Annotated in this window: 18 protein-coding genes, 5 tRNA genes and 1 riboswitch; of the genes, 16 read left to right on the top strand and 7 right to left on the bottom strand. The window is 70.9% G+C overall.

All coding sequences use genetic code 11. The features are described from left to right. Positions 1-89: 89 nt before the first annotated feature. Positions 90-4,064 (bottom strand): ATP-dependent RNA helicase HrpA, encoded by a 3,975-nt coding sequence (gene hrpA, locus ACIBKX_RS21415; RefSeq protein ID WP_363270472.1) that lies wholly within the window; start codon positions 4,062-4,064, stop codon positions 90-92. A gap of 85 nt (positions 4,065-4,149) precedes the next feature. On the opposite strand from hrpA, the gene ACIBKX_RS21410 reads away from it, so the two are divergent. From ACIBKX_RS21410 to ACIBKX_RS21400, 3 genes are all read left to right on the top strand, one after another. Next, on the top strand, positions 4,150-4,512 hold the full coding sequence (locus ACIBKX_RS21410) for a hypothetical protein (RefSeq protein WP_363270473.1): 363 nt from the start codon (positions 4,150-4,152) through the stop codon (positions 4,510-4,512). A gap of 88 nt (positions 4,513-4,600) precedes the next feature. Beyond that, positions 4,601-5,347 (top strand): DsbA family protein, encoded by a 747-nt coding sequence (locus ACIBKX_RS21405; RefSeq protein ID WP_363270526.1) that lies wholly within the window; start codon positions 4,601-4,603, stop codon positions 5,345-5,347. After that, positions 5,344-6,186: a cytochrome c biogenesis CcdA family protein gene (locus ACIBKX_RS21400; protein WP_363270474.1), complete on the top strand. Its 843-nt coding sequence runs from the start codon at positions 5,344-5,346 to the stop codon at positions 6,184-6,186. Before ACIBKX_RS21405 ends, ACIBKX_RS21400 begins: the two co-directional genes overlap by 4 nt. Before the next feature lie 95 nt (positions 6,187-6,281). Here ACIBKX_RS21400 and ACIBKX_RS21395 read toward each other — a convergent pair. The 4 genes from ACIBKX_RS21395 to ACIBKX_RS21380 form a co-directional block, all read right to left on the bottom strand. Further along, a tRNA-Phe gene (locus ACIBKX_RS21395) sits at positions 6,282-6,355 on the bottom strand. A gap of 23 nt (positions 6,356-6,378) precedes the next feature. Then, positions 6,379-6,453: transfer RNA gene (locus ACIBKX_RS21390), tRNA-Asp, on the bottom strand. Between the two features lie 39 nt (positions 6,454-6,492). Next, positions 6,493-6,565, bottom strand: a tRNA-Glu gene (locus ACIBKX_RS21385). Further along, entirely contained in the window at positions 6,551-8,206 is a 1,656-nt protein-coding gene (locus ACIBKX_RS21380; RefSeq protein ID WP_399375857.1) for a metallophosphoesterase, read from the bottom strand. The genes ACIBKX_RS21385 and ACIBKX_RS21380 overlap by 15 nt, the downstream gene beginning before the upstream one ends. Positions 8,207-8,298: 92 nt before the next feature. Here ACIBKX_RS21380 and ACIBKX_RS21375 point away from each other — a divergent pair, with 92 nt between their 5' ends. The 13 genes from ACIBKX_RS21375 (at position 8,299) to ACIBKX_RS21315 (ending at position 20,833) form a co-directional block, all read left to right on the top strand. Next, entirely contained in the window at positions 8,299-8,649 is a 351-nt protein-coding gene (locus ACIBKX_RS21375) for a metallopeptidase family protein (RefSeq protein ID WP_363270476.1), read from the top strand. A gap of 157 nt (positions 8,650-8,806) precedes the next feature. Then, complete coding sequence (locus ACIBKX_RS21370) at positions 8,807-9,301, top strand: hypothetical protein (RefSeq protein WP_363270478.1); 495 nt, start codon at positions 8,807-8,809, stop codon at positions 9,299-9,301. Between the two features lie 330 nt (positions 9,302-9,631). Continuing rightward, positions 9,632-11,896 (top strand): DEAD/DEAH box helicase, encoded by a 2,265-nt coding sequence (locus ACIBKX_RS21365; protein WP_363270479.1) that lies wholly within the window; start codon positions 9,632-9,634, stop codon positions 11,894-11,896. Between the two features lie 131 nt (positions 11,897-12,027). Next, positions 12,028-13,569, top strand: a complete 1,542-nt coding sequence (locus tag ACIBKX_RS21360; protein ID WP_363270481.1) for an amino acid permease — start codon at positions 12,028-12,030, stop codon at positions 13,567-13,569. A 110-nt stretch (positions 13,570-13,679) separates the two neighbouring features. Next, positions 13,680-13,752, top strand: a tRNA-Lys gene (locus tag ACIBKX_RS21355). Between the two features lie 126 nt (positions 13,753-13,878). After that, the gene (locus ACIBKX_RS21350) at positions 13,879-14,043 is read left to right on the top strand and encodes a hypothetical protein (protein ID WP_363270483.1); all 165 of its coding nucleotides are present in this window, start codon (positions 13,879-13,881) and stop codon (positions 14,041-14,043) included. A gap of 67 nt (positions 14,044-14,110) precedes the next feature. After that, entirely contained in the window at positions 14,111-14,653 is a 543-nt protein-coding gene (locus ACIBKX_RS21345) for a cupin domain-containing protein (RefSeq protein WP_363270484.1), read from the top strand. Then, on the top strand, positions 14,646-15,419 hold the full coding sequence (locus ACIBKX_RS21340; RefSeq protein ID WP_363270485.1) for a glucose 1-dehydrogenase: 774 nt from the start codon (positions 14,646-14,648) through the stop codon (positions 15,417-15,419). Before ACIBKX_RS21345 ends, ACIBKX_RS21340 begins: the two co-directional genes overlap by 8 nt. A 105-nt stretch (positions 15,420-15,524) precedes the next feature. Beyond that, positions 15,525-16,736 (top strand): alginate lyase family protein, encoded by a 1,212-nt coding sequence (locus ACIBKX_RS21335; RefSeq protein ID WP_363270486.1) that lies wholly within the window; start codon positions 15,525-15,527, stop codon positions 16,734-16,736. A 67-nt stretch (positions 16,737-16,803) separates the two neighbouring features. Then, positions 16,804-16,877 (top strand) — tRNA-Met (locus ACIBKX_RS21330). Between the two features lie 175 nt (positions 16,878-17,052). Further along, on the top strand, positions 17,053-18,216 hold the full coding sequence (locus ACIBKX_RS21325; RefSeq protein WP_363270487.1) for a PP2C family protein-serine/threonine phosphatase: 1,164 nt from the start codon (positions 17,053-17,055) through the stop codon (positions 18,214-18,216). Positions 18,217-18,437: 221 nt separating this feature from the next. Next, a riboswitch (cyclic di-AMP (ydaO/yuaA leader) is annotated at positions 18,438-18,584 on the top strand. An 11-nt stretch (positions 18,585-18,595) separates the two neighbouring features. Continuing rightward, the gene (locus tag ACIBKX_RS21320; RefSeq protein ID WP_363270488.1) at positions 18,596-19,678 is read left to right on the top strand and encodes a M23 family metallopeptidase; all 1,083 of its coding nucleotides are present in this window, start codon (positions 18,596-18,598) and stop codon (positions 19,676-19,678) included. A 210-nt stretch (positions 19,679-19,888) separates the two neighbouring features. Further along, a complete protein-coding gene (locus ACIBKX_RS21315; protein ID WP_363270489.1) occupies positions 19,889-20,833 on the top strand; it encodes an aldo/keto reductase in 945 nt (314 codons plus the stop codon). Here the strand turns inward: ACIBKX_RS21315 and ACIBKX_RS21310 are convergent, their stop codons facing one another. Together ACIBKX_RS21310 and trmB are read right to left on the bottom strand one after the other, a co-directional pair. Beyond that, on the bottom strand, positions 20,834-22,216 hold the full coding sequence (locus ACIBKX_RS21310) for a PrsW family intramembrane metalloprotease (RefSeq protein WP_363270490.1): 1,383 nt from the start codon (positions 22,214-22,216) through the stop codon (positions 20,834-20,836). Positions 22,217-22,275: 59 nt separating this feature from the next. After that, a complete protein-coding gene (gene trmB, locus ACIBKX_RS21305) occupies positions 22,276-23,079 on the bottom strand; it encodes a tRNA (guanosine(46)-N7)-methyltransferase TrmB (RefSeq protein WP_363270527.1) in 804 nt (267 codons plus the stop codon). Positions 23,080-23,084: the final 5 nt, after the last annotated feature.

Here is a 23,084-nt window from a genome sequence, read left to right as displayed (position 1 = left end):
CGCAGCGCTTGCTTTCGCGTTGTGCTGCGAGATGAGACTGTACAGCAGTGCAGGCCCGACGGTCGAACTCACCCTGTGTGGCCGGATGATCACGGCGCAGCCGCGTCGATCGCCTTCACGATCCGCTTGTCCGAGACGGGGAACGCCGTGCCCAGCGCGTGCGCGAAGTAGCTGACGCGGAGTTCCTCGATCATCCAGCGGATGTCCAGGACCTCCTGCGGCACCGGCCGCCCCTGCGGCAGCTGTTCCAGGAGCCAGGCGTACTCGTCCTGCATCTCGTGGACCTTCGCCATGCGTGACGTGTCCCGCTGGACGTTCGTCGGCATCTGCTGGAGCCGCCGGTCCGCGGCCACCATGTAGCGCATCAGGTCCGGCAGGCGGCGCAGTCCCGTCGCCGTCACGAAGCCCGGCCGGATCAGCGCGTCCAACTGGGCCCGTACGTCCGTGAGGTTGGCAAGCAGCGTCGGGCTCTTCGTGGACTTCAGGCGGCCCTCGCAGGCCTGCCAGGCGGCGAGCACCTGCTGGACCTGGCCGACCGTACGCACCGTCGCGTCGACGATCTCGGCCCGCACCTTCTCGTACAGCTTCCGGTACGACTCCTCGTCCCACACGGGCCCGCCGAAGTCGCCGATCAGTTTGTCCGCCGCCGCCATCGCACAGTCCGCGAAGAGGGCCTGGATGGAGCCGTGCGGGTTCGCCGACAGGGCGATCTTCTGCAGGTTGGTCAGCTTGTCCGAGGCGAACTTGGCCGGATTCACCGGGATGTTCCGCAGGATGAGCCGACGCGTGCCCTTCCACATCGCCTGCTGCTGCTCGGCCTCCGTGTCGAAGAGACGTACGGAGACCGTGTCCCCGTCGTCCACGAGCGCCGGGTACGCCTTCACCGGCTGGCCGGCCCGGCGGGTCTCGAAGACGCGGCTGAGGGAGCCGATCGACCAGTCCGTGAGGCCCGTCCGCTCCACCGCCGAGCCGCCCGTCCGCTCGGCCGTCGCTGCCGCCGCCTGGGAGAGCGCCTTGCGGGCCTTCGGACGCAGCTGGAGCTTCAGCGCCTCCAGGTCCTTGTCCTCGGCCAGCTTCCTGCGCCGCTCGTCGGTGATCCGGAAGGTGATCTTCAGGTGGTCGGGGACGCGGGAGAGGTCGAAGTCGTCCGGAGACACCGGGACGCCCACCATCCGCTGCAGCTCACGCGCCAGCGTCACGTGCAGCGGCTCCTGGAGGGGTACGGCCCGGTCCAGGAATGCCTTCGCGTAGTTGGGGGCCGGGACGTAGTGCCGGCGGATCGGCTTCGGCAGGGAGCGGATCAGCTCGATCACGACCTCCTCGCGCAGGCCCGGGATCTGCCAGTCGAAGCCCTCGTCCGTGACCTGGTTCAGGACCTGGAGCGGGATGTGGACCGTCACGCCGTCCGCGTCCGCGCCCGGCTCGAACTGGTACGTCACGCGGAACTTCAGCTGCCCCTGCCGCCACGAGTCGGGGTAGTCGTCCTTGGAGACGGCCCCCGCCTTCTCGTTGATCAGCATCGACCGCTCGAAGTCGAGCAGCTCCGGCTCTTCCCGCTGCTTCTTCTTCCACCAGGAGTCGAAGTGCGCCCCGGAGACGACCTCTTCGGGCACCCGCTGGTCGTAGAAGTCGAAGAGCGTCTCGTCGTCGACGAGGATGTCGCGCCGCCGGGCCCGGTGCTCCAGCTCCTCGACCTCGGTGAGCAGCTTGCGGTTGGCGGCGAAGAACTTGTGGTGCGTACGCCAGTCGCCCTCGACCAGCGCGTTGCGGATGAACAGGTCGCGGGAGACCTCGGGGTCGATCCGCCCGTAGTTCACCTTGCGGTCGGTGACGATCGGGACGCCGTACAGCGTCACCTTCTCGGTCGCCATCACCGCAGCCTGGTCCTTCTCCCAGTGCGGTTCGCTGTACGTCCGCTTCAGGAGGTGCTGTGCGAGCGGCTCGACCCACTCGGGCTCGATCCTCGCGTTGACCCGTGCCCACAGGCGCGAGGTCTCCACCAGCTCCGCCGACATGATGAAGCGCGGCGGCTTCTTGAAGAGCGCCGAGCCGGGGAAGACCGCGAACTTGGCGTTGCGGGCGCCGAGATATTCGTTCCGCCCGCCGCCCCGCTGCTTGGGATCGCTGTCCTTGGACTCCTTCACGTCCTTCATCCCGATGTGGGAGAGGAGACCGGCGAGGAGGGAGATGTGGACGTGCTGTTCGGGGGCGTCGTCCTCGTTCAGATGGATGTCCATCTGCTTGGCGACCGTACGCAGCTGCGTGTAGATGTCCTGCCACTCGCGGATCCGCAGGAAGTTCAGGTACTCCGCCTTGCACATCCGGCGGAAGGACGACGAGCCGCGCTCCTTCTGCTGCTCACGGACGTACCGCCACAGGTTCAGGAAGGCGAGGAAGTCCGACGTCTCGTCCTTGAAGCGGGCGTGCTGCTGGTCCGCCTGCGTCTGCTTGTCGGAGGGGCGCTCGCGCGGGTCCTGGATGGAGAGCGCGGCGGCGATCACCATGACCTCGCGTACGCAGCCGTTCTTGTCGGCCTCCAGGACCATCCGGGCAAGCCGCGGGTCCACCGGCAGCTGGGCGAGCTTGCGGCCCTGCGGGGTGAGGCGTTTGCGTACGTCCTTCTGCGTCGGGTCCAGCGCTCCCAGTTCCTGGAGGAGCTGGACGCCGTCGCGGATGTTGCGGTGGTCCGGCGGGTCGATGAAGGGGAACTTCTCGATGTCGCCGAGACCGGCCGCGGTCATCTGGAGGATGACGGAGGCGAGGTTCGTGCGCAGGATCTCCGCGTCCGTGAACTCGGGGCGGGCGTCGAAGTCGTCCTCGCTGTAGAGGCGGACGCAGATGCCGTCGCTCGTACGGCCGCAGCGGCCCTTGCGCTGGTTGGCGCTGGCCTGGCTGATCGCCTCGATGGGCAGCCGCTGCACCTTCGTGCGGTGGCTGTAGCGGGAGATGCGGGCCGTGCCGGGGTCGATGACGTACTTGATGCCAGGGACGGTCAGGGAGGTCTCGGCGACGTTCGTCGCGAGGACGATCCGGCGGCCCGTGTGCTGCTGGAAGACGCGGTGCTGCTCGGCGTGCGAGAGCCGGGCGTACAAGGGGAGGACCTCGGTGAACCGGTAGTTCTTCTTGTTCAGCGCGTCCGCCGTGTCGCGGATCTCGCGCTCTCCGGAGAGGAAGACGAGGATGTCGCCCTTGCCCTCCGACTGGAGCTCCTCGACCGCGTCCGTGATGGCCGTGATCTGGTCGCGGTCCGAGTCGTCGCCGTCCTCTTCGAGGAGCGGGCGATAGCGGACCTCCACCGGATACGTACGCCCGCTGACCTCGACGATCGGCGCGTCACCGAAGTGTCTGGAGAACCGCTCCGGGTCGATCGTCGCGGAGGTGATGACGACCTTCAGGTCCGGGCGCTTGGGCAGCAGCTGGGCGAGATAGCCGAGCAGGAAGTCGATGTTGAGGGACCGCTCATGGGCCTCGTCGATGATGATCGTGTCGTACGCGCGCAGCTCGCGGTCCGTCTGGATCTCGGCGAGCAGGATGCCGTCCGTCATGAGCTTCACGAACGTGGCGTCCTGGTTGACCTGGTCCGTGAAGCGGACCTTCCAGCCGACCGCCTCGCCGAGCGGCGTCTTCAGCTCGTCGGCCACGCGCTCGGCGACCGTGCGGGCCGCGATGCGGCGGGGCTGGGTGTGCCCGATCATGCCGCGGACGCCGCGGCCGAGCTCCATGCAGATCTTGGGGATCTGCGTGGTCTTGCCGGAGCCGGTCTCGCCCGCGACGATCACGACCTGGTGGTCGCGGATCGCCGCCGCGATGTCGTCCTTCTTCTGGCTGACCGGCAGCTCTTCGGGATACGTGATCGCGGGCAGGCGGCTGCCCCGCTCGGCCATCCGCGCCGCGGCCTTGTCGACGTCCGCCGCGATCTCGGCGAGGACGGCGGCACGGGCCTCGGGCTTGCGGATCCGGCGCGCACCTTCGAGCCGGCGGCCGATCCGGTGCTCATCGCGCAGCGAGAGCTCGGACAGGCGCGGGGCGAGGGTGTCGAGGGTGAGGGCAGGCTGCGTAGACATACGCGGTCCAGGATCTCACCCGGGGCTCGGGAGTGGCGAACCGATTTCTTCGGGCGGGGCCGCCACGGCACGTACGATTCGGGGGATGTTGTCCCGACCGAGCGCGCGATGGTGCCCCCTGGTGGCGGTGCTGCTCGTCGTGCTCGGCGGATTCTGCGGGCCCGCGGTGGCGGCGGAGCCGGTGGTGAAGCCCGCGGTGACCGTGCAGGTCACGGAGTCCACCGGCGCCCCCGGCTGCGGCAAGGGCGGGCAGCAGGACGCCGGTCAGGCGCCGGCGGCCCCGGCGCGCTCCAGTTCCGCGTACGAACTTCTGCCGGCGCTGCATCAGGCCCATGCCGCGTCCGGTGGCTGGGCCGCCGACCAGACGGTGCTGTGCCTCGCACCGGAGCGCGGGCCGCCGGTGCTCGCACCGCCGTCGCCGATAGCTCTCTCCGTCCTGCGCGTTTAGAGGCCCCTGCCCGGGCCCCTTCAACGACGTACAGGAACAAGCAGGAACAAGAGAGAGCTCCCTGATGCCCAAGAACAACGGCACAAAGATGCCCAAGAACAACGGCACAAAGAAGAAGAACATCGCGATCGGCGCGGGCGTCGCCGTCGCCGCGCTGCTGCTCGGCGCCGCGTCCTACACCGCCACCAAGCCCGACGAGCCCTCCTCGGTCACCGCGAAGGAGGAGCCCGCCGCGGACGTCTCCGCCGACCCGCAGGCCGGCGTCTACCCGGAGCTGGCGAAGCTGGCGCGGCGCGATGCCAAGGACCCGCTCGCGCAGGGCCGTGCCGACGCGCCGGTCGTCATGATCGAGTACGCCGACTTCAAGTGCGGCTACTGCGGGAAGTTCGCCCGTGACACCGAGCCGGAGTTGGTGAAGAAGTACGTCGAGGACGGCACCCTGCGCATCGAGTGGCGCAACTTCCCGATCTTCGGGGAGGACTCCGAGCGGGCCGCGCGGGGCGCGTGGGCGGCGGGGAAGCAGGGGCGCTTCTGGCAGTTCCACGAGGCGGCGTACGCCGACGGGGCCAAGGAGAAGGGCTTCGGCGACGACCGCCTGAAGGAGCTGGCCAAGGAGGCGGGCGTGAAGGACGTGGACCGCTTCGTGAGCGACGCGGCGAGTGACGGCGCGGTGGCGGCCGTGAAGAAGGACCAGGAGGAGGCGTACGGCCTGGGGGCCACGTCCACCCCGTCCTTCCTGGTCAACGGGCGGCCCATCTCCGGAGCACAGCCGGACGAGGTCTTCGGCCAGGCGATCGAGCAGGCGGCGAAGACGGCCAGGGCGGGGAAGAAGTGACCGCCGATGTGGGCTACTTCGCGGCGTTCCTGGGCGGTCTCCTCGCCCTGATCAGCCCGTGCAGCGCACTTCTCCTGCCCGCCTTCTTCGCCTACTCGATCGACTCGACGTCCCGGCTGCTCGCGCGCACCGGCATCTTCTACGCCGGGCTCGCGACGACGCTGGTGCCGCTGGGGGCGGCGGGTTCGGTCGCGGGGCGCTTCTTCTTCGGCCACCGGGATCAGCTGGTCCTGGCCGCGGGCTGGCTGATCATCGCGCTGGGTGTGTTGCAGGTGGTGGGGATGGGTTTCGCCTCACGCAAGATGTCCGAACTCTCGGGCCGCATCCGCCCGACGACGGCGGTGTCCGTCTACGCCCTGGGGGCGGTGTACGGCCTGGCCGGATTCTGCGCGGGCCCGATCCTGGGCAGCGTCCTGACGGTGGCAGCGGTGAGCGGCAGCCCCGTGTACGGCGGCCTGCTCCTCGCCGTCTACGCCCTGGGGATGGCAGTGCCGCTGTTCGTCCTGGCACTGCTCTGGGAGCGTTTCGATCTCGGACGGCGGCGGTGGTTGCGTGGCCGCACCTTCCGAGTCGGCCGCTTCGAACTCCACACGACCTCACTCCTCTCAGGCCTCTTCTTCGTGGCCCTGGGCGCCCTGTTCCTCGCCTACGACGGCACGACGGCCCTACCGGGCCTCTTGGACGTGGACGACTCGTTCGCGGTGGAGCAGTGGGCGGGTGACGTCGGCAGGGCGGTACCGGACGCGGCACTGATCGCGGGGGCCGTGGTGCTGGTGGGGGTGGTGGTCGCGGTGCGGCAGTGGCGCCGCCGGACCGGCACGGAACCCGAGGCCGAGTAGGAACGCCGAAGGCCCCGTCCGGTGGACGGGGCCTTCGGGGAAGTGGACGGGAACGGCAGAAGCCCCGCCGACAGGGGCGGGGCTTCCGGAAGAGGTGGCTGGGGCCGGGATCGAACCGGCGACCTATCGCTTTTCAGGCGATCGCTCGTACCAACTGAGCTACCCAGCCACGCGATTCGCGAGGAATCGCAGCGGTCCTGACGGGATTTGAACCCGCGGCCTCCACCTTGACAGGGTGGCGAGCACTCCAAACTGCTCCACAGGACCAAGCGTTGTGCGAGCACTAGTCTCGCACAAGGTAATGCGTGCCCCCAACGGGATTCGAACCCGTGCTACCGCCTTGAAAGGGCGGCGTCCTGGGCCACTAGACGATGAGGGCTAAGGGCCCACCTGGGCGCTTTGCAGCGCGTCGGGGACGTGAGAAGCATATGGGATGCGGGGAGCTATCGCCAAAACGGTTATCGGGGGGGGGCGGGGCGCCGGCCCCGGAGGAGCGGGTCGGAGGGGGCGGTGACGGCGTTGCTCCCGGCTGGTTCTCCTTCGGCAAGTGGCGGCTGACCTCTGCCTTCGTCAGGCCGAGGCCGCCCAGTTTGATCTCGTCCCAGGCCTGGAGGCGCCGCGTCTCCCGGTCCAGGTAGAGCACCGACGCCTCGACCGGATCGGGGTACTTGCCCTCCACCGCGCGCAGCCCGCTGCCGCCCGTCGACCCTTCGATGCGCAGCCGCGTCCCGCCCTCCATGACCTCCATCTCGGAGTGGTGGATGTGGCCCGCCAGGGCCAGCGGCACCTCGCCGTCCGTCTCCCGCGCCGCGTCCGGGTTGTGGGCCACCGCGATGTCCACCGGCGTGCCCGCCGCCTGCTGGTCGCGCAGGGACGAGGCCAGGCGGATGCCCGCCATGACCTCCGCCGGCTTGCCCTCCGCCGCCACCGAGCGGTCCGGCGTGTACTGCGGATCGCCCGTCCCGGCGAACCGCAGGCCCGCGACCGACACGGCCCGCCCCTCGTCCAGGACGTGCACGTTCTTCATGCGCTGGAGATAGCGCTGGGTGGTGCGGGAGTCGTGGTTGCCCCTGACCCAGACGTATGGGGCGCCCAGGTCCTCGATCGGGTCCAGGAACGCGTTCTCGGCCGCGCTCCCGTGGTCCATCGTGTCGCCGGAATCGACGATGACGTTGATGTCGTACTGCTCGACGAGCGAGGAGATGATCTTCCAGCTCGCCGGGTTGAGGTGGATGTCCGAGACGTGCAGGACCCGGATCGTGGACGGGTTCGGCTGGTACGCGGGAAGCGTCGACGTCGCGTCGTACAGCTTCGTCACGTTGGTGACGAGGCGCGCCAGCTCCTGCTGGTAGATGTCGAATTCGCTCACGATGCTGCGTGCGTTGCCGACCACGGAAGGGGCGCTGCTCAGCAGGCCGGAGAACTTCGGCTCCAGGACCGACTTCGGGTTCCATGTCGCGTACGCCGCCGTGCCCGACGCCGCCAGCAGCGTGAGCGCCAGACCGCCCGCCGCGAGCGCCCGGCGCGGCCGCCGGTACACGGCGAGCCCCAGCGCCGTCGCCCCCGAGACGACGGCGACACAGGAACGTACGGCCAGATCGAGCGTCCCGTGGCCGACGTCCCGCGCCACCTCCTCCTGGAGCCCGGAGATCCGCTCGGGGTGGTCGACCAGGGCCTGGGAGCGCACCGGGTCGAGGCGGTCGACGTCCACGTCGAGGCGGATGGGAGCGGTGTGCGAGCGCAGTTCCAGGGCGCCGAGCGGGGAGACGTCGATCTTCGTGCCGCCGGTGAGCGAGGGCCGCAGCGTCATGCGGGTGTCCATCGGTCCCACGGGTACGTGGACGCTGCCCACGATCAGCAGGCCGAGCCACGCGCCGAGCAGGACGACCGCGACCAGGCCGATCGCGCGGCCGTACGGGTGCGGGGGGCTGACCAGCTCGCCGACCGGATGCGGGTGGCGTGCGCGGTAGTGGCGCACGAGGGCGGCGGGTGCCCTTCGTGCGCCCTTGATCCTCTTCATCACCTGCATGACGACTGTGACGTCGCGGGCCATTGGTCCCGTATGCCCAAGGCGACGGGTGGCTATGCGGCGCCGTGGCCGACAATGGGGGTGTGCTGGAGATGACGCGGGAAGAGTTCGAGGAACTGGTCGCCGAGGCGCTCGACCGGATTCCGCCGGAGTTGACGCGGTTGATGGACAACGTGGCGGTCTTCGTGGAGGACGAACCGCCGGCCGACGACCCCGAGCTGCTCGGGCTCTACGAGGGGACTCCGCTCACCGACCGGGGCGAGTGGTACGCGGGAGTACTGCCCGACCGGATCACCATCTACCGGGGGCCGACGCTCCGGATGTGTGAGTCGCGCGAGGACGTGGTGGTGGAGACGGAGATCACCGTCGTACATGAAGTCGCTCATCACTTCGGGATCGACGACGAGCGGCTGCACGCGCTGGGTTACGGCTGACGGGGCCGCCGCGGCGTCCGTGTCCTCTTGCGGGGCAGGGGAGTTGGGCAGGGCGTCCCGATTTCCAGCGCCTCGGAGGTGCTCGGCCGTGCGCCAGTTGTACGTTCCTGTCCGGTGGGCCGCGGCCGCGGTGGCCGTCTTGGCGACCGCGGGCTGCATGAGCATCGGTGACGACGGGCGCGACGAGCCCGGACCCGCGCGTTCCGCGGGGCAGCGCGACGGGGCGGCGGCCCCGGACGGCGGCGGTGCCACCTCGGGCGGCGGTTCGGCCGGCGGCGGCTCCGGCGGCGGGCGCGCCGACGCCAAGGGCGACGGGCACGGCAAGCGGAAGGGCAAGGGGCGGGGCGCGGAGAAGGGCGGGGCCGCCGAGGGCACCGCGGCCTCTGCCTCCGCCTCCGCCGGCGGGAGCACGGCGGCGCCCGCCTCGCCGACGAAGGACGGCGGGCCCACCCCCACCCGGACCAAGCCGGCCCCGCCGCGCCCCACGCCGACGCCGACGCCCCCCAAGCCGTCCCCGACGCCGACGCCCACGCCGCCCACCCCGGAGCCCTCCTCCTCGGCGCACGAGGAGCCGGGGCAGGACGCTCAGCTGGGGGAGCGGTCGCCGGAGCTGGGGTCGCGGGAGCCGTCGCCGGAGGCGGGACCGGCGTAGACCTCCATGGATCTGTGCCTACCGCCGTGAACGGGTGTCGGCGGGTGCGGACCGGTGCAGATCAGCCGCTGGCCGGAACCCGTCTCCTCACAGGTGAGACGGGCTGAGGGGGCTGGAATCGAAGGCCCCCCGGACGGCTCGGTTTGCCTTATGGGGTGGTGGGTGCGTATGGTGGTAGATCGTTTGATCCCATTTGCCCGGCGCCGACACAGAAGAGCGCCGCGTGGCGCGTACTCTCCCTTGCCGTGGCTGACCGCATAGAGGCGGTCCATTGCGAAATCACGGAGTTGACGGGCGCGTGCCGAGACTCCGGAAGGTTTCGCATTTCGCATGTCCATTTCCAGTTCTGACAACGCCGTCCTGCCCGAGAACGAGACCGTCGAGGCCGCTGCCGAGACCGTCGAGGCCGTTGTGGCGGAGGACGTCGTAGAGGCGGCCGAGCAGGTCGTCGTCGAGGCCGAGACCGAGGCCGAGGCCGACGCGGAGGCCACCGACGCGGAGGCCACCGACGCCGCCTCCGACGAGGACGCCGAGCCCGAGATCACCTTCGGCGACCTCGGTCTGCCCGACGGTGTCGTCCGCAAGCTCGCGCGCAACGGCGTGCACACCCCCTTCCCGATCCAGGCCGCGACCATCCCGGACGCCCTGGCCGGCAAGGACATCCTGGGCCGTGGCCGCACCGGCTCCGGCAAGACCCTCTCCTTCGGTCTGCCGACCCTGGCGCGCCTCGCCGACGGCCACACCGAGAAGAAGAAGCCCCGCGCGGTCATCCTGACCCCGACCCGTGAGCTGGCGATGCAGGTCGCCGACGCCCTCCAGCCCTACGGCGACGTCCTCGGCCTGAAGATGAAGGTCGTCTGCGGCGGTACGTCCATGGGCAACCAGATCTACGCCCTGGAGCGCGGTGTCGACATCCTCGTCGCCACGCCGGGCCGGCTGCGCGACATCATCAACCGCGGCGCCTGCTCCCTGGAGAACGTCGAGGTCGCCGTCCTCGACGAGGCCGACCAGATGTCCGACCTGGGCTTCCTGCCCGAGGTCACCGAGCTGCTCGACCAGGTCCCGGTCGGCGGCCAGCGCATGCTGTTCTCGGCCACGATGGAGAACGAGATCTCCACGCTGGTCAAGCGCTACCTGAACAACCCGGTGACGCACGAGGTCGACGCCGCCCAGGGCGCCGTCACGACCATGACGCACCACATCCTCATCGTGAAGCCGCGCGACAAGGCGCCGGTCACGGCCGCCATCGCCGCGCGCAAGGGCCGCACGATCATCTTCGTCCGCACCCAGCTGGGCGCCGACCGCATCGCCGAGCAGCTGCGCGAGTCCGGCGTGAAGGCCGACGCGCTGCACGGCGGCATGACGCAGGGCGCGCGCACCCGCACCCTCGCGGACTTCAAGGACGGTTACGTCAACGCCCTCGTCGCCACCGACGTCGCCGCGCGCGGCATCCACGTCGACGGCATCGACCTGGTCCTGAACGTGGACCCGGCCGGCGACCACAAGGACTACCTGCACCGCTCCGGCCGTACCGCTCGCGCGGGCCGCTCCGGCACGGTCGTGTCCCTGTCCCTGCCGCACCAGCGCCGCCAGATCTTCCGTCTGATGGAGGACGCGGGCGTCGACGCCTCGCGCCACATCATCAACGGCGGCGGCGCCTTCGACCCCGAGGTCGCCGAGATCACCGGCGCCCGCTCCATGACCGAGGTGCAGGCCGACTCCGCGGGCAACGCGGCGACCCAGGCCGAGCGTGAGGTCAAGGACCTCACCAAGGAGCTGGAGCGCGCCCAGCGTCGCGCGACCGAGCTGCGCGAGGAGGCCGAGCGGCTCACCGCGCGTGCCGCCCGCGAGCGCGGTGACGACCCGGAGGCCGCGGTGGCCGAGGCCGCCGCCGCTGCCGAGGCCGCCGTGGAGGCAGCCGCCGCCGCGCCGGAGCAGCCGGCCGAGCGCCCGGTGCGCGAGGAGCGCTCCTCCTCGTACGACCGCCGTCCGCAGCGGGACGAGCGCGGCAACTACGAGCGCGAGCGCCGCGACGACAACCGCGGTGGCGGCTTCAACCGCGACCGCCGTGACGACAACCGTGGTGGCGGCTTCAACCGTGACCGTCGTGACGACCGTGGTGGCCGTTCCTTCGAGCGTCGTGACGACAACCGTGGCGGTGGCTTCCGCCGCGACGACCGCCGCGATGACCGTGGCGGCCGTTCGTTCGAGCGCCGCGACGACAACCGTGGTGGCCGTTCCTTCGAGCGTCGTGACGACAACCGTGGCGGTGGCTTCCGCCGCGACGACCGCCGTGACGACCGTGGCGGCCGTTCGTTCGAGCGCCGTGACGACAACCGTGGTGGCGGCTTCAACCGCGACCGCCGTGACGACAACCGCGGTGGCGGCTTCCGTCGGGACGACCGCCCCTCCGGCGGCCACCGCGGCAGCGACCGTCCGTTCAACCGCGACCGCCGCGACGACCGCCCCTCCGGCGGCTTCCGCTCCGGTGGCCACGACCGCCCGTCGTACCAGCGCCGTGACGACCGCTCCGGCACCGGCACGGGCTCCTTCGGGCGCCGCGACGACAAGCCGCGCTGGAAGCGCAACGGCTGAGCGCTCTAGCGACTGACAGCGATACGGCAGCGGGCCCGTCCCTTCGGGGGGCGGGCCCGCTGCCGTATGCGCGCGGCTGTTTTGTCCAGACGTGACGTGTGTCATGTCCCTGTCGTGGGCAACGCTGGTGCATGACGACCACAGACGGCAAGGACGGCACAGGCGGACCACCACCCGGCTCCGACGAGGAGCGCCTCGCCCAGCTCGGCTACACCCAAGTGCTCGCGCGCCGCATGTCCGCGTTCTCCAACTACGCGGTCTCCTTCACGATCATCTCGGTCCTCTCCGGCTGCCTCACGATGTACCTGTTCGGCATGAACACCGGCGGCCCCGCGCTGATCACCTGGGGCTGGGTCGCGGTCGGCCTCATGACCCTCTTCGTGGGCCTGGCGATGGCGGAGATCTGCTCCGCCTATCCCACCTCCGCCGGCCTCTACTTCTGGGCCCACCGCCTCGCGCCCGCCCGCACGGCGGCGGCGTGGGCGTGGTTCACGGGCTGGTTCAACGTCCTCGGCCAGGTCGCCGTGACCGCGGGCATCGACTTCGGGGCGGCGTCCTTCCTGGGCGCGTACCTGAACCTGCAGTTCGACTTCACGGTCACCGAGGAGCGCACGATCCTGCTCTTCGCGGCGATCCTGGTCCTGCACGGCCTCCTGAACACCTTCGGCGTACGCATCGTCGGTCTCCTGAACAGCGTCAGCGTCTGGTGGCACGTCATCGGCGTCGCGGTCATCGTCGGCGCGCTCGCCTTCTCGCCGGACAGCCACCAGTCGGCGTCGTTCGTCTTCACGGAGTTCGTGAACAACACGGGGTGGGGGAGCGGGGCGTACGTAGTCCTGATCGGCCTCCTGATGGCCCAGTACACGTTCACGGGCTACGACGCCTCCGCGCACATGACGGAGGAGACCCATGACGCGTCGACGGCGGGCCCGCGAGGCATCGTCCGCTCCATCTGGACGTCCTGGATCGCGGGTTTCGTACTCCTCCTCGGCTTCACCTTCGCCATCCAGTCGTACGACGGTGCCCGCGAGTCCGCGACGGGCGCGCCGCCGGCCCAGATCCTCCTGGACGCCCTCGGCGCGACCACGGGCAAGCTGCTCCTGCTCGTCGTGATCGGCGCGCAGCTCTTCTGCGGGATGGCGTCGGTGACCGCCAACTCCCGGATGATCTACGCCTTCTCGCGGGACGGCGCACTGCCGTTCTCGCGCATCTGGCACACGGTCGACCCGCGTACGCGCACCCCCGTGGCGGCGGTCTGGCTCGCCGCACTCGGCGCGCTGGTGCTGGGCCTCCCCTACCTGATCAACGTCACGGCGTATGCGGCGGTGACGTCGATCGCGGTCATCGGCCTCTACATCGCGTACGTCATCCCGACCTTCCTGCGACTGCGCAAGGGCGAGGCCTTCGAACGCGGCCCCTGGCACCTGGGCCGCTGGTCCCGCCCGATCGGCGTCGTCGCGGTGACCTGGGTCGCCCTGATCACGGTCCTCTTCATGCTGCCGCAGGTCTCGCCGGTGACCTGGGAGACCTTCAATTACGCCCCGATCGCGGTGCTGGTGGTCCTCGGCTCCGCAGCGACGTGGTGGTTCGTGTCGGCCAGACACTGGTTCCTCAACCCGGACCACGAACGCACGGCGTCCCGCTCCACCCTCCTCGACCAGCCCGATCCCTGACGCGCCGCCCCCCCTCTGACGGCCCGCCGCGAAACTCGCGACGGGCCCGGAGCCGATACCCGATCGGACGACAGGGCCCGTCCCGCTATGCTCGTGGGGTGCCTCGGCACGGACCGTTAGCTCAATTGGCAGAGCAGTGGACTTTTAATCCATTGGTTGTGGGTTCGAGTCCCACACGGTCTACGGCAAGCAGGTGCTCCAGACACCCGCTCTGACCTGCTACGCAGCGCCCGCGCCCACTTCGGTGGGGCGGGCGCTGCCGCGTTTTCGGGGGCGGGCCCGATGTCCGGATGTGTGGGCCGTTCGTCCTTGAGGACATCACCGGGCGGCCCGCGGCCCGCCGCCCGCAGCCTCGCCGACCCGGACACGGCCCCGCCGATGACCCTGCCGGGCGAGATCCTCCGCCGGCTCCACCCCGAACTGCCCTACACCATCTGGCAGATGACCCTCGACGCGAGTGGCTGGGGCGACTGAGGGACCCTCGGAGGGCCCGTCGCTGAAGTCCGGCGCTTCCGTGGGCTCGGGCCCCTATAGTCGCGCCATGGCCGCCATCACCCCGGCACTCCTCGCCGAGCGCTACGGACTGAAGCCGCTGCCGGTCGAGGGCGGGCTGTTCGCCCGTACCTGGGCCGGACCCGAGGACGCCGGAGGGCGGGCCGCGGGGTCGGCGATCATGATGCTGCTGACCGCGGCCGACGGGGACTTCTCGGCGCTGCACCGGCTGCCCATCGACGAGGTGTGGCACTTCTACCAGGGCGATCCGCTGGAGCTGCTGCTCCTGCACCCCGACGGCACCGACGAGGTCCTGACGCTGGGTCACGGCATCCCGGATCAGCGGCCGCAGGCCGTCGTGCCCGCCGGGACCTGGATGGGCGCCGCCGTCGCGCCCGGCGGCAGCTGGTCATTCTTCGGTACGACGATGGCGCCCGGCTTCCTGCCCGAGGACTACGAAGGCGGCGACGCGGGAACGCTGGCCGCCCGCCACCCCGGCCAGGCCGCCCGGATCCGGGCGCTGTGCCGAGCGGACGCGCCGACCCGTATGCCCGACAGCCCCCGAGCCGCCGAGGACGCCCCGCATGGCTGACCCGAACCTGCCGAGCCTGACCGGCCGCGTCGCACTCGTGACCGGCGCCGGAGGGCTGATCGGCGCGGGCATCGCCCGGCAGTTCGCGCGGGCGGGAGCCGCCGTCGTCGTGCACTACCACCGCAGTGCGGACCCGGCCCGGCAGCTCGTCGAGGAGATCACGGGCGAGGGCGGTCAGGCCCTCGCACGCACCGCGGATCTGACGCGGGAAGAGGAGTGCCACCGGCTCGTGGCGGAGGCCGCCGCCTGGCGCGGGCGGCTCGACGCGCTGGTCAACAGCGCCGGGATCCAGCCCGTCCAGGAGCTGACCGGCATGACCGCGGCGGACTGGCGTGCGCTGTACGAGGCCAACACCACCAGCGCCTTCAGCTGCACCCAGGCCGCGGCGGGCCACATGTCCGCCCACGGCGGCGGCACCATCACGCACATCGCCTCCATCGAGGGCACCCAGCCGGCCCCCGGCCACGCCCACTACAACGCCTCCAAGGCCGCGCTGATCATGTTCGCGCGCTCGGCGGCCCTGGAGTACGGGCCCCGCGGCATCCGCGTCAACACGGTCTCGCCCGGCCTCGTACACCGGCCGGAGATCGAGACCGACTGGCCGCAGGGGGTGGAGCGGTGGCACCGGGCGGCGCCGCTCGGCCGTCTCGGCCGGGCGGAGGACATCGGCAACGCCTGCGTCTTCCTCGCCTCCGACGCGGCCTCCTGGATCACCGGCACGGACCTGGTGGTCGACGGAGGGGTCGGCGCGCACCCCACGTGGTGAACCAGCGGCGGAGCCTCCGTCGCCCGAACGGCCCTCCCCCGCGCGGCGTCCACGCGCCCCGCGGGCGACGCTGAGGCTTCCGGGGGGTCGATCCGGAGGTGCGGCATGGGTTCCGTAAGGCGGGCTGTGGTGTTGGCGCTCGTGCCGCTGCTTGCGGTCGCCGCCGTGGCCTGCGGCGGTTCCGGTGGCGGTTCCGGCGGGGCCACCGAGCGGGCGCGCCCCGCCGACCTCGCCTTCGAGCACCCCGGAGTGCTCGTCAGCAAGGCCCAGCTGGCGCGGGTGCGGGCGCATGTGGCGGCGCGGGAGGAGCCCTGGCTGGGGGCGTACGAGCAGATGCGGGCCAGCAAGTACGCGGCCGCCGACTACCAGGCAAAGCCGTACCCCGTCGTGGAGTGCCCGTTCGACGACCGCCCCGGCCAGGGCTGCGTCGAGGAGCGCGAGGACGCCATCGCCGCGTACACCCAGGCGCTGCTCTGGAACATCACCGGCGACCGGGCGCACGCCGAGAAGGCCGTACAGATCATGGACGCCTGGTCCCGGGTGATCACCCGGCACACGGACGCCGGCGCCGGACTGCAGACCGCCTGGGCCGCCTCCTCGTGGGCGCGCGCCGCCGAGGCCGTCCGGTACTCGTACGACGGCTGGACCGACGGCGAGCTGCTCCGTTTCGAGCGGATGCTGCGCAACGCCTATCTGCCCCAAGTGCGGGAAGGCGCCGCCGACTTCAACGGGAACTGGGATCTCCTGATGGCCGACGCGACCATCAGCATGGCGGTGTTCCTCGACGACCACGAGTCGTTCGAGAAGGCCGTGACGCATTTCCGCGGCCGCGTACCGGCCTACTTCTATCTGGAGTCGGACGGGCCGCTTCCCGTCTCGCCCGAGGGCAGCGGAATCAACACCCCCGAGCAGCTCCAGAAGTACTGGTTCGGCCAGAAGACCTTCACCGACGGGATCTCCCAGGAGACCTGCCGCAACTTCAAGCACGCCAGCTACTCGCTCGCCGCCACCGCGCACATCGCGGAGACCGCCTGGCACCAGGGCGTCGACCTGTACGGCGAGGTCAAGGAGCGGCTGCGGGCCGCGCTCGAATTCCACTCCAAGTACCAGCTGGGCGCGAAGGCACCGAAATGGCTGTGCGGCGGGAAAGTGCAGCGCGACATGGGGCCCGACACCGAGGTCGGGCTCAATCACCTGGGGCAGCGGCTGAAGCTGGATCTTCCGGAGACGGAGAAGTTCACGGAGCGGCGGCGGCCCGAGGGCACGGACGATCTGTTCGTGGCCTGGGAGACCCTTACGCATGCCCAGAACGCGTGAGCCGCGCCCCTGCCGGTTAACCGGTTCGCTTTTACCCCGCCACATGGCGTACTGTTCATTTCAACGGCGCGGGGTGGAGCAGCTCGGTAGCTCGCTGGGCTCATAACCCAGAGGTCGCAGGTTCAAATCCTGTCCCCGCTACTAAAGACCGAAGGCCCGGATCCAGATCTTGGATCCGGGCCTTCGGCGTTCTCCCGTATCCCCCACGTTTCATCCGATCGGCCCACACCGCTCGCCGCCCGCCGCCGCTCCGGGAAGCCTGGACAGGTGCGGTCATGGGGCTGGTCCCGGGCGCGGACTTCGGCGGGAGACAGCGGTGGGGCAGCGAGAAGGACGTCCGAGGGAAGGCCCCGACGTCCGGCACGAGCGGGCCCTGGTGCGGCTCCTGCCGTGGCTGCTGCTCGTCATCGGGGTCGTGTACGACGTCTCGACGCCCCCGGAGTTCACCGCGGCTCCCCTCTTCACCGCCGCCCCGCTGATCGCCGCCCCCTTCTACTCGCTGCACAGCACCAGCCTCATCGGGGCCGCCTCCTGCGCCGCCGTGCTCACCCTGCACTTCGGCAACAGCACCACGACCGACGTGGAGGCCGTCACCGAGCTGCTCACCGTGGTGACCGTCGCCGTGCTGGCCGTCCTCATCAACCGTGTCGTACGCAGAAGCGACGAGCAGCTGGCCTCCGCCCGTTCCATCTCCGAGACCGCCCAGCGCGCCGTCCTGCCGCAGCCCGACCACCGGATCGGAGGGCTCGACGTCGCCGCCCGCTACGAGGCCGCGGAGGCCGACGCCTTCATCGGGGGAGATCTGTACGCCGTCCAGGACACCCCGCACGGCGTACGGCTGATCGTCGGCGACGTACGCGGCAAGGGGATGGGCGCGGTGGCCGCCGTCGCCGTGGTCATCGGGGCCTTCCGCGAGGCGGCCGAGCAGGAGGCGACGCTGGAGGCGGTGGCACAGCGGCTGGAGCGGGCGCTCGCGCGGGAGGGCACGCGGCGCGAGGGACTCGACGCGTTCGAGGGGTTCACCACGGCCGTCATCGCGGAGATCCCGCACGGCGACGGAGTCATCCGCATCGTCAACCGGGGCCATCCCGAGCCGCTGCTCCTGCGCGGTGACGGACGGCTGTGCGTGCTGTCGCCGGGGGAGCCCGCGCTGCCGCTGGGGATGGGTGACCTGGGGGCCTGGCCGGACCGTGCCGACGAGGCGGAGTTCCCGCCGGGGGCGATGCTGCTGCTCTACACCGACGGGCTCTCGGAGGCGCGGGACATCCGCGGCGAGTTCTACAACCCGGCGGCCCGGCTCGGCGGCCGGATCTTCCCCGGCCCGCACGGACCGGACGTACTCCTCGCGACGCTCGTCGAGGAGGTGCGCCGGCACACGGGCGGCGGCGGGACCGACGACATGGCGCTGCTCGCGGTTCGGCGGCCGGAGGCGCCGGACGCCGGGCCGGGCCCTGGGGACGATGTCACGGGCCGTGACTGAAAGACACCACTCCGCATAACAACTGACGTACTGTCAAGGAGATGTGAAGGTCCGGTGGGCGAAAAAGTGCGGCCAACTCGCCCCGTTCCGGCCCTCGGTGTCCCGTTAAGTACAGGCCAAAGGCGTTAACGATCAGTCGGAACGGCTTGGAATACGGCACCGCTGTCTATTAACGTTCGATAACGCAGCGCGGTCGTCCCAGCCGTCACTCGAGGCGGCTCCGTGCGCACGCGCCTAATCCCGAAAGGGAGCCGGGGAACCACCAATTGGGGTGAATCGGGCATCTGTGCATCCGTGCCAGATGTTCGTAGGAGACCTTCCTGCTCCGAACCCGTCAGCTAACCCGGTAGGCGAGAAGGAAGGAAAGGAGCGCGCCCCAGTGGCGTCCAACCGGCCTGCCCCCCAAGCCGTTTACGTACCGAATGACGACGAGATCGGTGCGTACGACGAAGAGCCCTGGGAGGAGTGGAACCCCACCGAGGAGTCCATTCGTCCCGTCCGCGGCAGGCACCGCGTCCACAAGAGGGGCGGCGGCGGACTCGCCCGCAGCTCCACCGTGCTCGGCGTGGGCGTCATCGCCGCCGTCGGTGCGGGCGGCATCGCCACCGCGCAGGGCGGCAAGCCCCCGGTCTCCATCGAGATGCCGGACATCTCGGCCGTCACGGACTCGCTGCCGGAGGCCAAGTCGCTTCCCGGCGTGGGCTCGCTGATATCCGATGACTCCGACGAGTCGGGCTCCTCCGGCGAGGGCGTCGCGAGCGCCACCCCGCTCTCCGTCGCCGGCGTCAGCGCCGAGGAGGCCCAGCAGGGCACCACGGGCGCGGGCGAGGCGCTGCGGGCCCGCATCATGGAGCAGGCCGAGAACCAGCAGGACCAGGCGGACGACGCGGTCCAGAAGGCGGCCGAGGAAGCCGCCGTCAAGAAGGCCGCCGCGCAGGCCGCCGCCGAGCAGTCCGCGGCCGAGAAGAAGATCGCCGCCGCGAAGGCCGCCGCCAAGAAGAAGGCGGAAGAGGAGGCCCGGCGCAAGGCCGAGGCCGAGCGCCTGGCCAAGCTCGCCAAGAGCTACACCCTGCCCCTCGCTTCGTACACGCTCACCAGCACCTTCGGTCAGCCCGGCTCCATGTGGTCCTCCGGCTACCACACCGGCCTCGACTTCGCGGCGCCGACGGGTACGCCCCTCAAGGCGATCCACACCGGCACCATCAAGGAGGCCGGCTGGGCGGGGGCGTACGGCTACCGCACCATCCTGGAGCTCGAGGACGGCACGGAGATCTGGTACAACCACCAGTCCTCGATGAGCGTCAGCGTCGGCCAGAAGGTCACCACCGGCGACACCATCGGCCGCGTGGGCGCCACCGGCAATGTCACCGGGCCGCACCTCCACCTGGAGATCCACCCCGGCGGCGACGACACCGGGGTCGACCCGGCGGCGTGGCTGCGGGGCAAGGGTCAGTCCCTCTGAGGAAAAGCCTCTGACCGAGGGCCGGTCCCTCTGAGGAATCCCCTCTGGTTGAGGGCCGGTCCCTCTGCGGCACCCCATCAACTCCGGCGGTCCTGGCGGCAACCCCCCGACGTCAGGGCTGCCGGCTTCGCATGCCCACGAGCCGAGCCGGTGCGGAACTCGGATCCCGCTGTACGGAATGCCAGCCTCCGTAGGCGTGTTGAGCCCCGTATGACTTCTCTACGCAAGCTTGGCCCCTCCGACCTCGAGGTCTTCCCGCTCGCCCTGGGCGGCAACGTCTTCGGCTGGACGGCCGACGAGGCGCAGTCCTTCGCCGTGCTCGACGCCTATACCGCGGCGGGCGGCAACTTCGTCGACACCGCCGACGTCTACTCGGCCTGGGCGCCGGGCAACAAGGGCGGCGAGTCCGAGACCGTCATCGGCAACTGGCTCCGCGCGCGCGGCAATCGCTCCGATGTCGTCGTCGCCACCAAGGTCGGCGCCCACCCGGACTACAAGGGCCTGTCCGCGAGCACCATCAAGTCCGGTGCCGAGGAGTCGCTGCGCCGTCTCGGCACCGACTACATAGACCTCTACTACACGCACTTCGACGACCCGAGCGTCCCCGTCGAGGAGATCATCGGCGCGCTCGACGAACTGGTGAACTCCGGCAAGGTGCGCGCCATCGCCGCGTCCAACCTGACCGCCGAGCGCCTCCAGGAGTCCCTCGACTTCTCCGACCGCGAGGGCCTCGCCCGCTATGTGGCGCTCCAGCCGCACTACAACCTGGTCTCGCGCGACACCTACGAGGGCTCGCTGCAGGACGTCGCCTCGCGCTCCGGCCTTGCCGCCGTCCCGTACTACTCGCTCGCCTCCGGCTTCCTCACCGGCAAGTACCGGCCGGGCGCGCAGGTCGACAGCGCGCGGGCCGAGGGCGCGGGCAAGCACCTGGAGACCGAGCGGGGCGTGCGGGTGCTCGCCGCCCTCGACGCGATAGCGGCGGCGCGCGGCGCCGAGGTCGCGACGGTGGCCCTCGCGTGGCTCGCCGCGCAGCCGACCGTGGCGGCGCCGATCGCCTCGGCCCGTACGGTCGAGCAGCTGCCCGCGCTGCTCGCGGTGGCGGAGCTTGAGCTGACCCCGGCCGAGATCAGCGCTCTGACGACGGCTTCCGCCTGATCAACGCCGGTAGGGCGGGTACGGGGTCTGGTACGCCGGATACGCGGCCCCGTACGCGGGGTAGGCCGGCATCGGCTGGGCGTAGGCGTAGCCCTGGGGGCCGTGCGCCGGATGCGCTCCCTGTGCGCCGTAGTACCCGTACGGCGGCGGCATCGGCACGAGCACCGGGGCCGTCGCCCGCGCCGCGTAGGCGAGCGCGGGCCGTGCGGTCTCGCGGCGCTCCCACAGCGCGTGCAGCAGTTCTCTCTCCCGTACGACGAAGTCGGCGCCGGCCCGGCCGCGGCGCCCCCGGTGCCGGAGCAGGGCGAGTGACGTCGCGTACGCCTCGTACTCGGCGACCGTGCGCGCCGCGGCCTTCCCCTGGGTGTACGAGGCGTAGTCGCGGGCGATGGTGCGGCCGCGCATCGTGCCGAGCGCGTACGGCTCGGGGGCGGTGAGCCAGCCCGCCAGCACATAGGCGGGCAGTTCGGCCCGGACCAGGCGCAGTCCGCGCTGCCGCAGCCAGATCACCAGCCAGGTCAGCAGCCCGAACGCGGGCAGCATGAAGAGCGCGTACACCGCGAAGAAGCCGTACTCCCCGAAGGTCGCCGAGCCGTTCCACAGAGCGTGCAGGCCCATCGCGAGGAGCAGTCCGGCGAGCGGGAGCAGCATGCGGCGCAGCCGTCCGCGGCCGGTGCCGAGCGCGGTGATGCCGAAGCCGATGCCGGTGAGCACGGTGAACAAGGGGTGCGCGAAGGGCGACATCACGACGCGTACGAAGAAGGTCGCCGCGGTGACGGAGGCGAGGCCGGTGCCGCCGTTGAGCTGGTCGGTGCCGAAGGCGCTGCCCAGATAGAGGATGTTCTCGGTGAACGCGAAGCCGGTGGCGGTCACTCCGGCTATCACCACGCCGTCGAGCACTCCGGTGAACTCGCGTCTGCGGAAGAGGAAGACCAGCAGTACGGCCGCGGCCTTCGCGGTCTCCTCGACGATCGGCGCTATGACGGTCGCGCCGAGCGTGTCGGCGCTGGTGGGGTCGGCGGTGGCGGTGGCTATCCAGCGGGTCGCGAAGCTGTTCGCGACGATCGCTATGAGGGCGGCGGCGCAGGCGCCCCAGGCGAAGGAGAACAGGATGTTCCGCCAGGGGCCCGGCTGGACCCGGTCCAGCCACCGGAAGGCGGCTATCAGGAGCGGCACGGGCAGCGTCGCGAGCCCGAGGCCGACCAGGAAGCCCTCGGTGCCGGTCTGCTCCCGCACCAGGGCGAGGATGACCAGTCCCGACAGGGCGAGCAGGGTGACCAGCGCGGCTGCGCGGATCGCCCGCCGCTGCCACCAGCGGGCGTGCCGCAGCCCGGGGGGCCCTGCGGGGGGCATCGGGTGCGGGTGCGGAGTACTGGTGGCCACGGCGTTGACCCTAACGAGGGACGGGGGTGTGCCGCGACGGTGCGATTTCGCCCGGGCGGCTACGGGGCGTCTGTTACCCGGCGGAACAGCAGGTCATGGACCACATGCCCCTTGTCGAGCCCCTGTCCCTCGAACCGTGTGAGGGGACGGAAGGAAGGCCGGGGCGCATAGCCGCCGTCCTCCTGGGTGTTCTCGAAGAGGGGGTGCGCGGTGAGCACTTCCAGCATCTGCTCGGCGTACTCCTCCCAGTCGGTCGCGCAGTGCAGCAGCGCGCCGGGCTTCAGGCTGGGGGCGGCGAGGTCGAGGAACGCGGCCTGGATGATGCGGCGCTTGTGGTGGCGGGCCTTGGGCCAGGGGTCGGGGAAGTAGACGCGGAGTCCGTCGAGGGAGGCCGGGGCGAGCATCTCGCGGAGCAGGATGACGGCGTCGCCGTTCGCCACCCGGACGTTGCTGAGCCCGTTCCGGTCGGCGAGCCCGAGGAGGTTGCCCTGTCCCGGGGTGTGCACGTCGACGGCGAGAATCCCGGTGCCGGGATCGTCGGCGGCCATCTGAGCGGTGGCTTCGCCCATCCCGAACCCGATCTCGAGTACGACGGGCATGGCGTCGTCCCCGAAGAGCTCCCCGAGATCGAGGACACGCCGCCCGTCGATGTCCAGCCCCCACTGGGGCCACAGCCGCTGCAGGGCGTCCGCCTGGCTGGTGGTGACCCGGCTCCGCCGGGGCTGGAAACTCCGGATACGCCGCTCGTGGTGCGACCCCGCGGGGTCGGGCGACGGCCCGCCGGGAAAGCGGGGCTCCGCCTTGGGGCGCGAGGGGCGGGGGTTCTGGGGGGCGGGGTTCGACTCAGACACAGTGCCGTCGATTTTAC

It is taken from the genome of Streptomyces sp. NPDC050658, assembly GCF_044457025.1.
Classification (GTDB): domain Bacteria; phylum Actinomycetota; class Actinomycetes; order Streptomycetales; family Streptomycetaceae; genus Streptomyces.
This window is presented reverse-complemented; position numbering and strand designations above follow the sequence as displayed.

Bases quoted from the DNA above. Each gene is read 5' to 3' on its own strand.
- hrpA (WP_363270472.1), bottom strand. From the start codon at position 4,064: ATGTCTACGCAGCCTGCCCTCACCCTCGACACCCTCGCCCCGCGCCTG.
- ACIBKX_RS21315 (WP_363270489.1), top strand. From the start codon at position 19,889: ATGACTTCTCTACGCAAGCTTGGCCCCTCCGACCTCGAGGTCTTCCCG.
- ACIBKX_RS21370 (WP_363270478.1), top strand. From the start codon at position 8,807: ATGAGCATCGGTGACGACGGGCGCGACGAGCCCGGACCCGCGCGTTCC.
- ACIBKX_RS21410 (WP_363270473.1), top strand. From the start codon at position 4,150: ATGTTGTCCCGACCGAGCGCGCGATGGTGCCCCCTGGTGGCGGTGCTG.
- ACIBKX_RS21335 (WP_363270486.1), top strand. From the start codon at position 15,525: ATGGGTTCCGTAAGGCGGGCTGTGGTGTTGGCGCTCGTGCCGCTGCTT.
- ACIBKX_RS21405 (WP_363270526.1), top strand. From the start codon at position 4,601: ATGCCCAAGAACAACGGCACAAAGAAGAAGAACATCGCGATCGGCGCG.
- ACIBKX_RS21360 (WP_363270481.1), top strand. From the start codon at position 12,028: ATGACGACCACAGACGGCAAGGACGGCACAGGCGGACCACCACCCGGC.
- ACIBKX_RS21365 (WP_363270479.1), top strand. From the start codon at position 9,632: ATGTCCATTTCCAGTTCTGACAACGCCGTCCTGCCCGAGAACGAGACC.
- ACIBKX_RS21380 (WP_399375857.1), bottom strand. From the start codon at position 8,206: ATGAAGAGGATCAAGGGCGCACGAAGGGCACCCGCCGCCCTCGTGCGC.
- ACIBKX_RS21340 (WP_363270485.1), top strand. From the start codon at position 14,646: ATGGCTGACCCGAACCTGCCGAGCCTGACCGGCCGCGTCGCACTCGTG.
- ACIBKX_RS21345 (WP_363270484.1), top strand. From the start codon at position 14,111: ATGGCCGCCATCACCCCGGCACTCCTCGCCGAGCGCTACGGACTGAAG.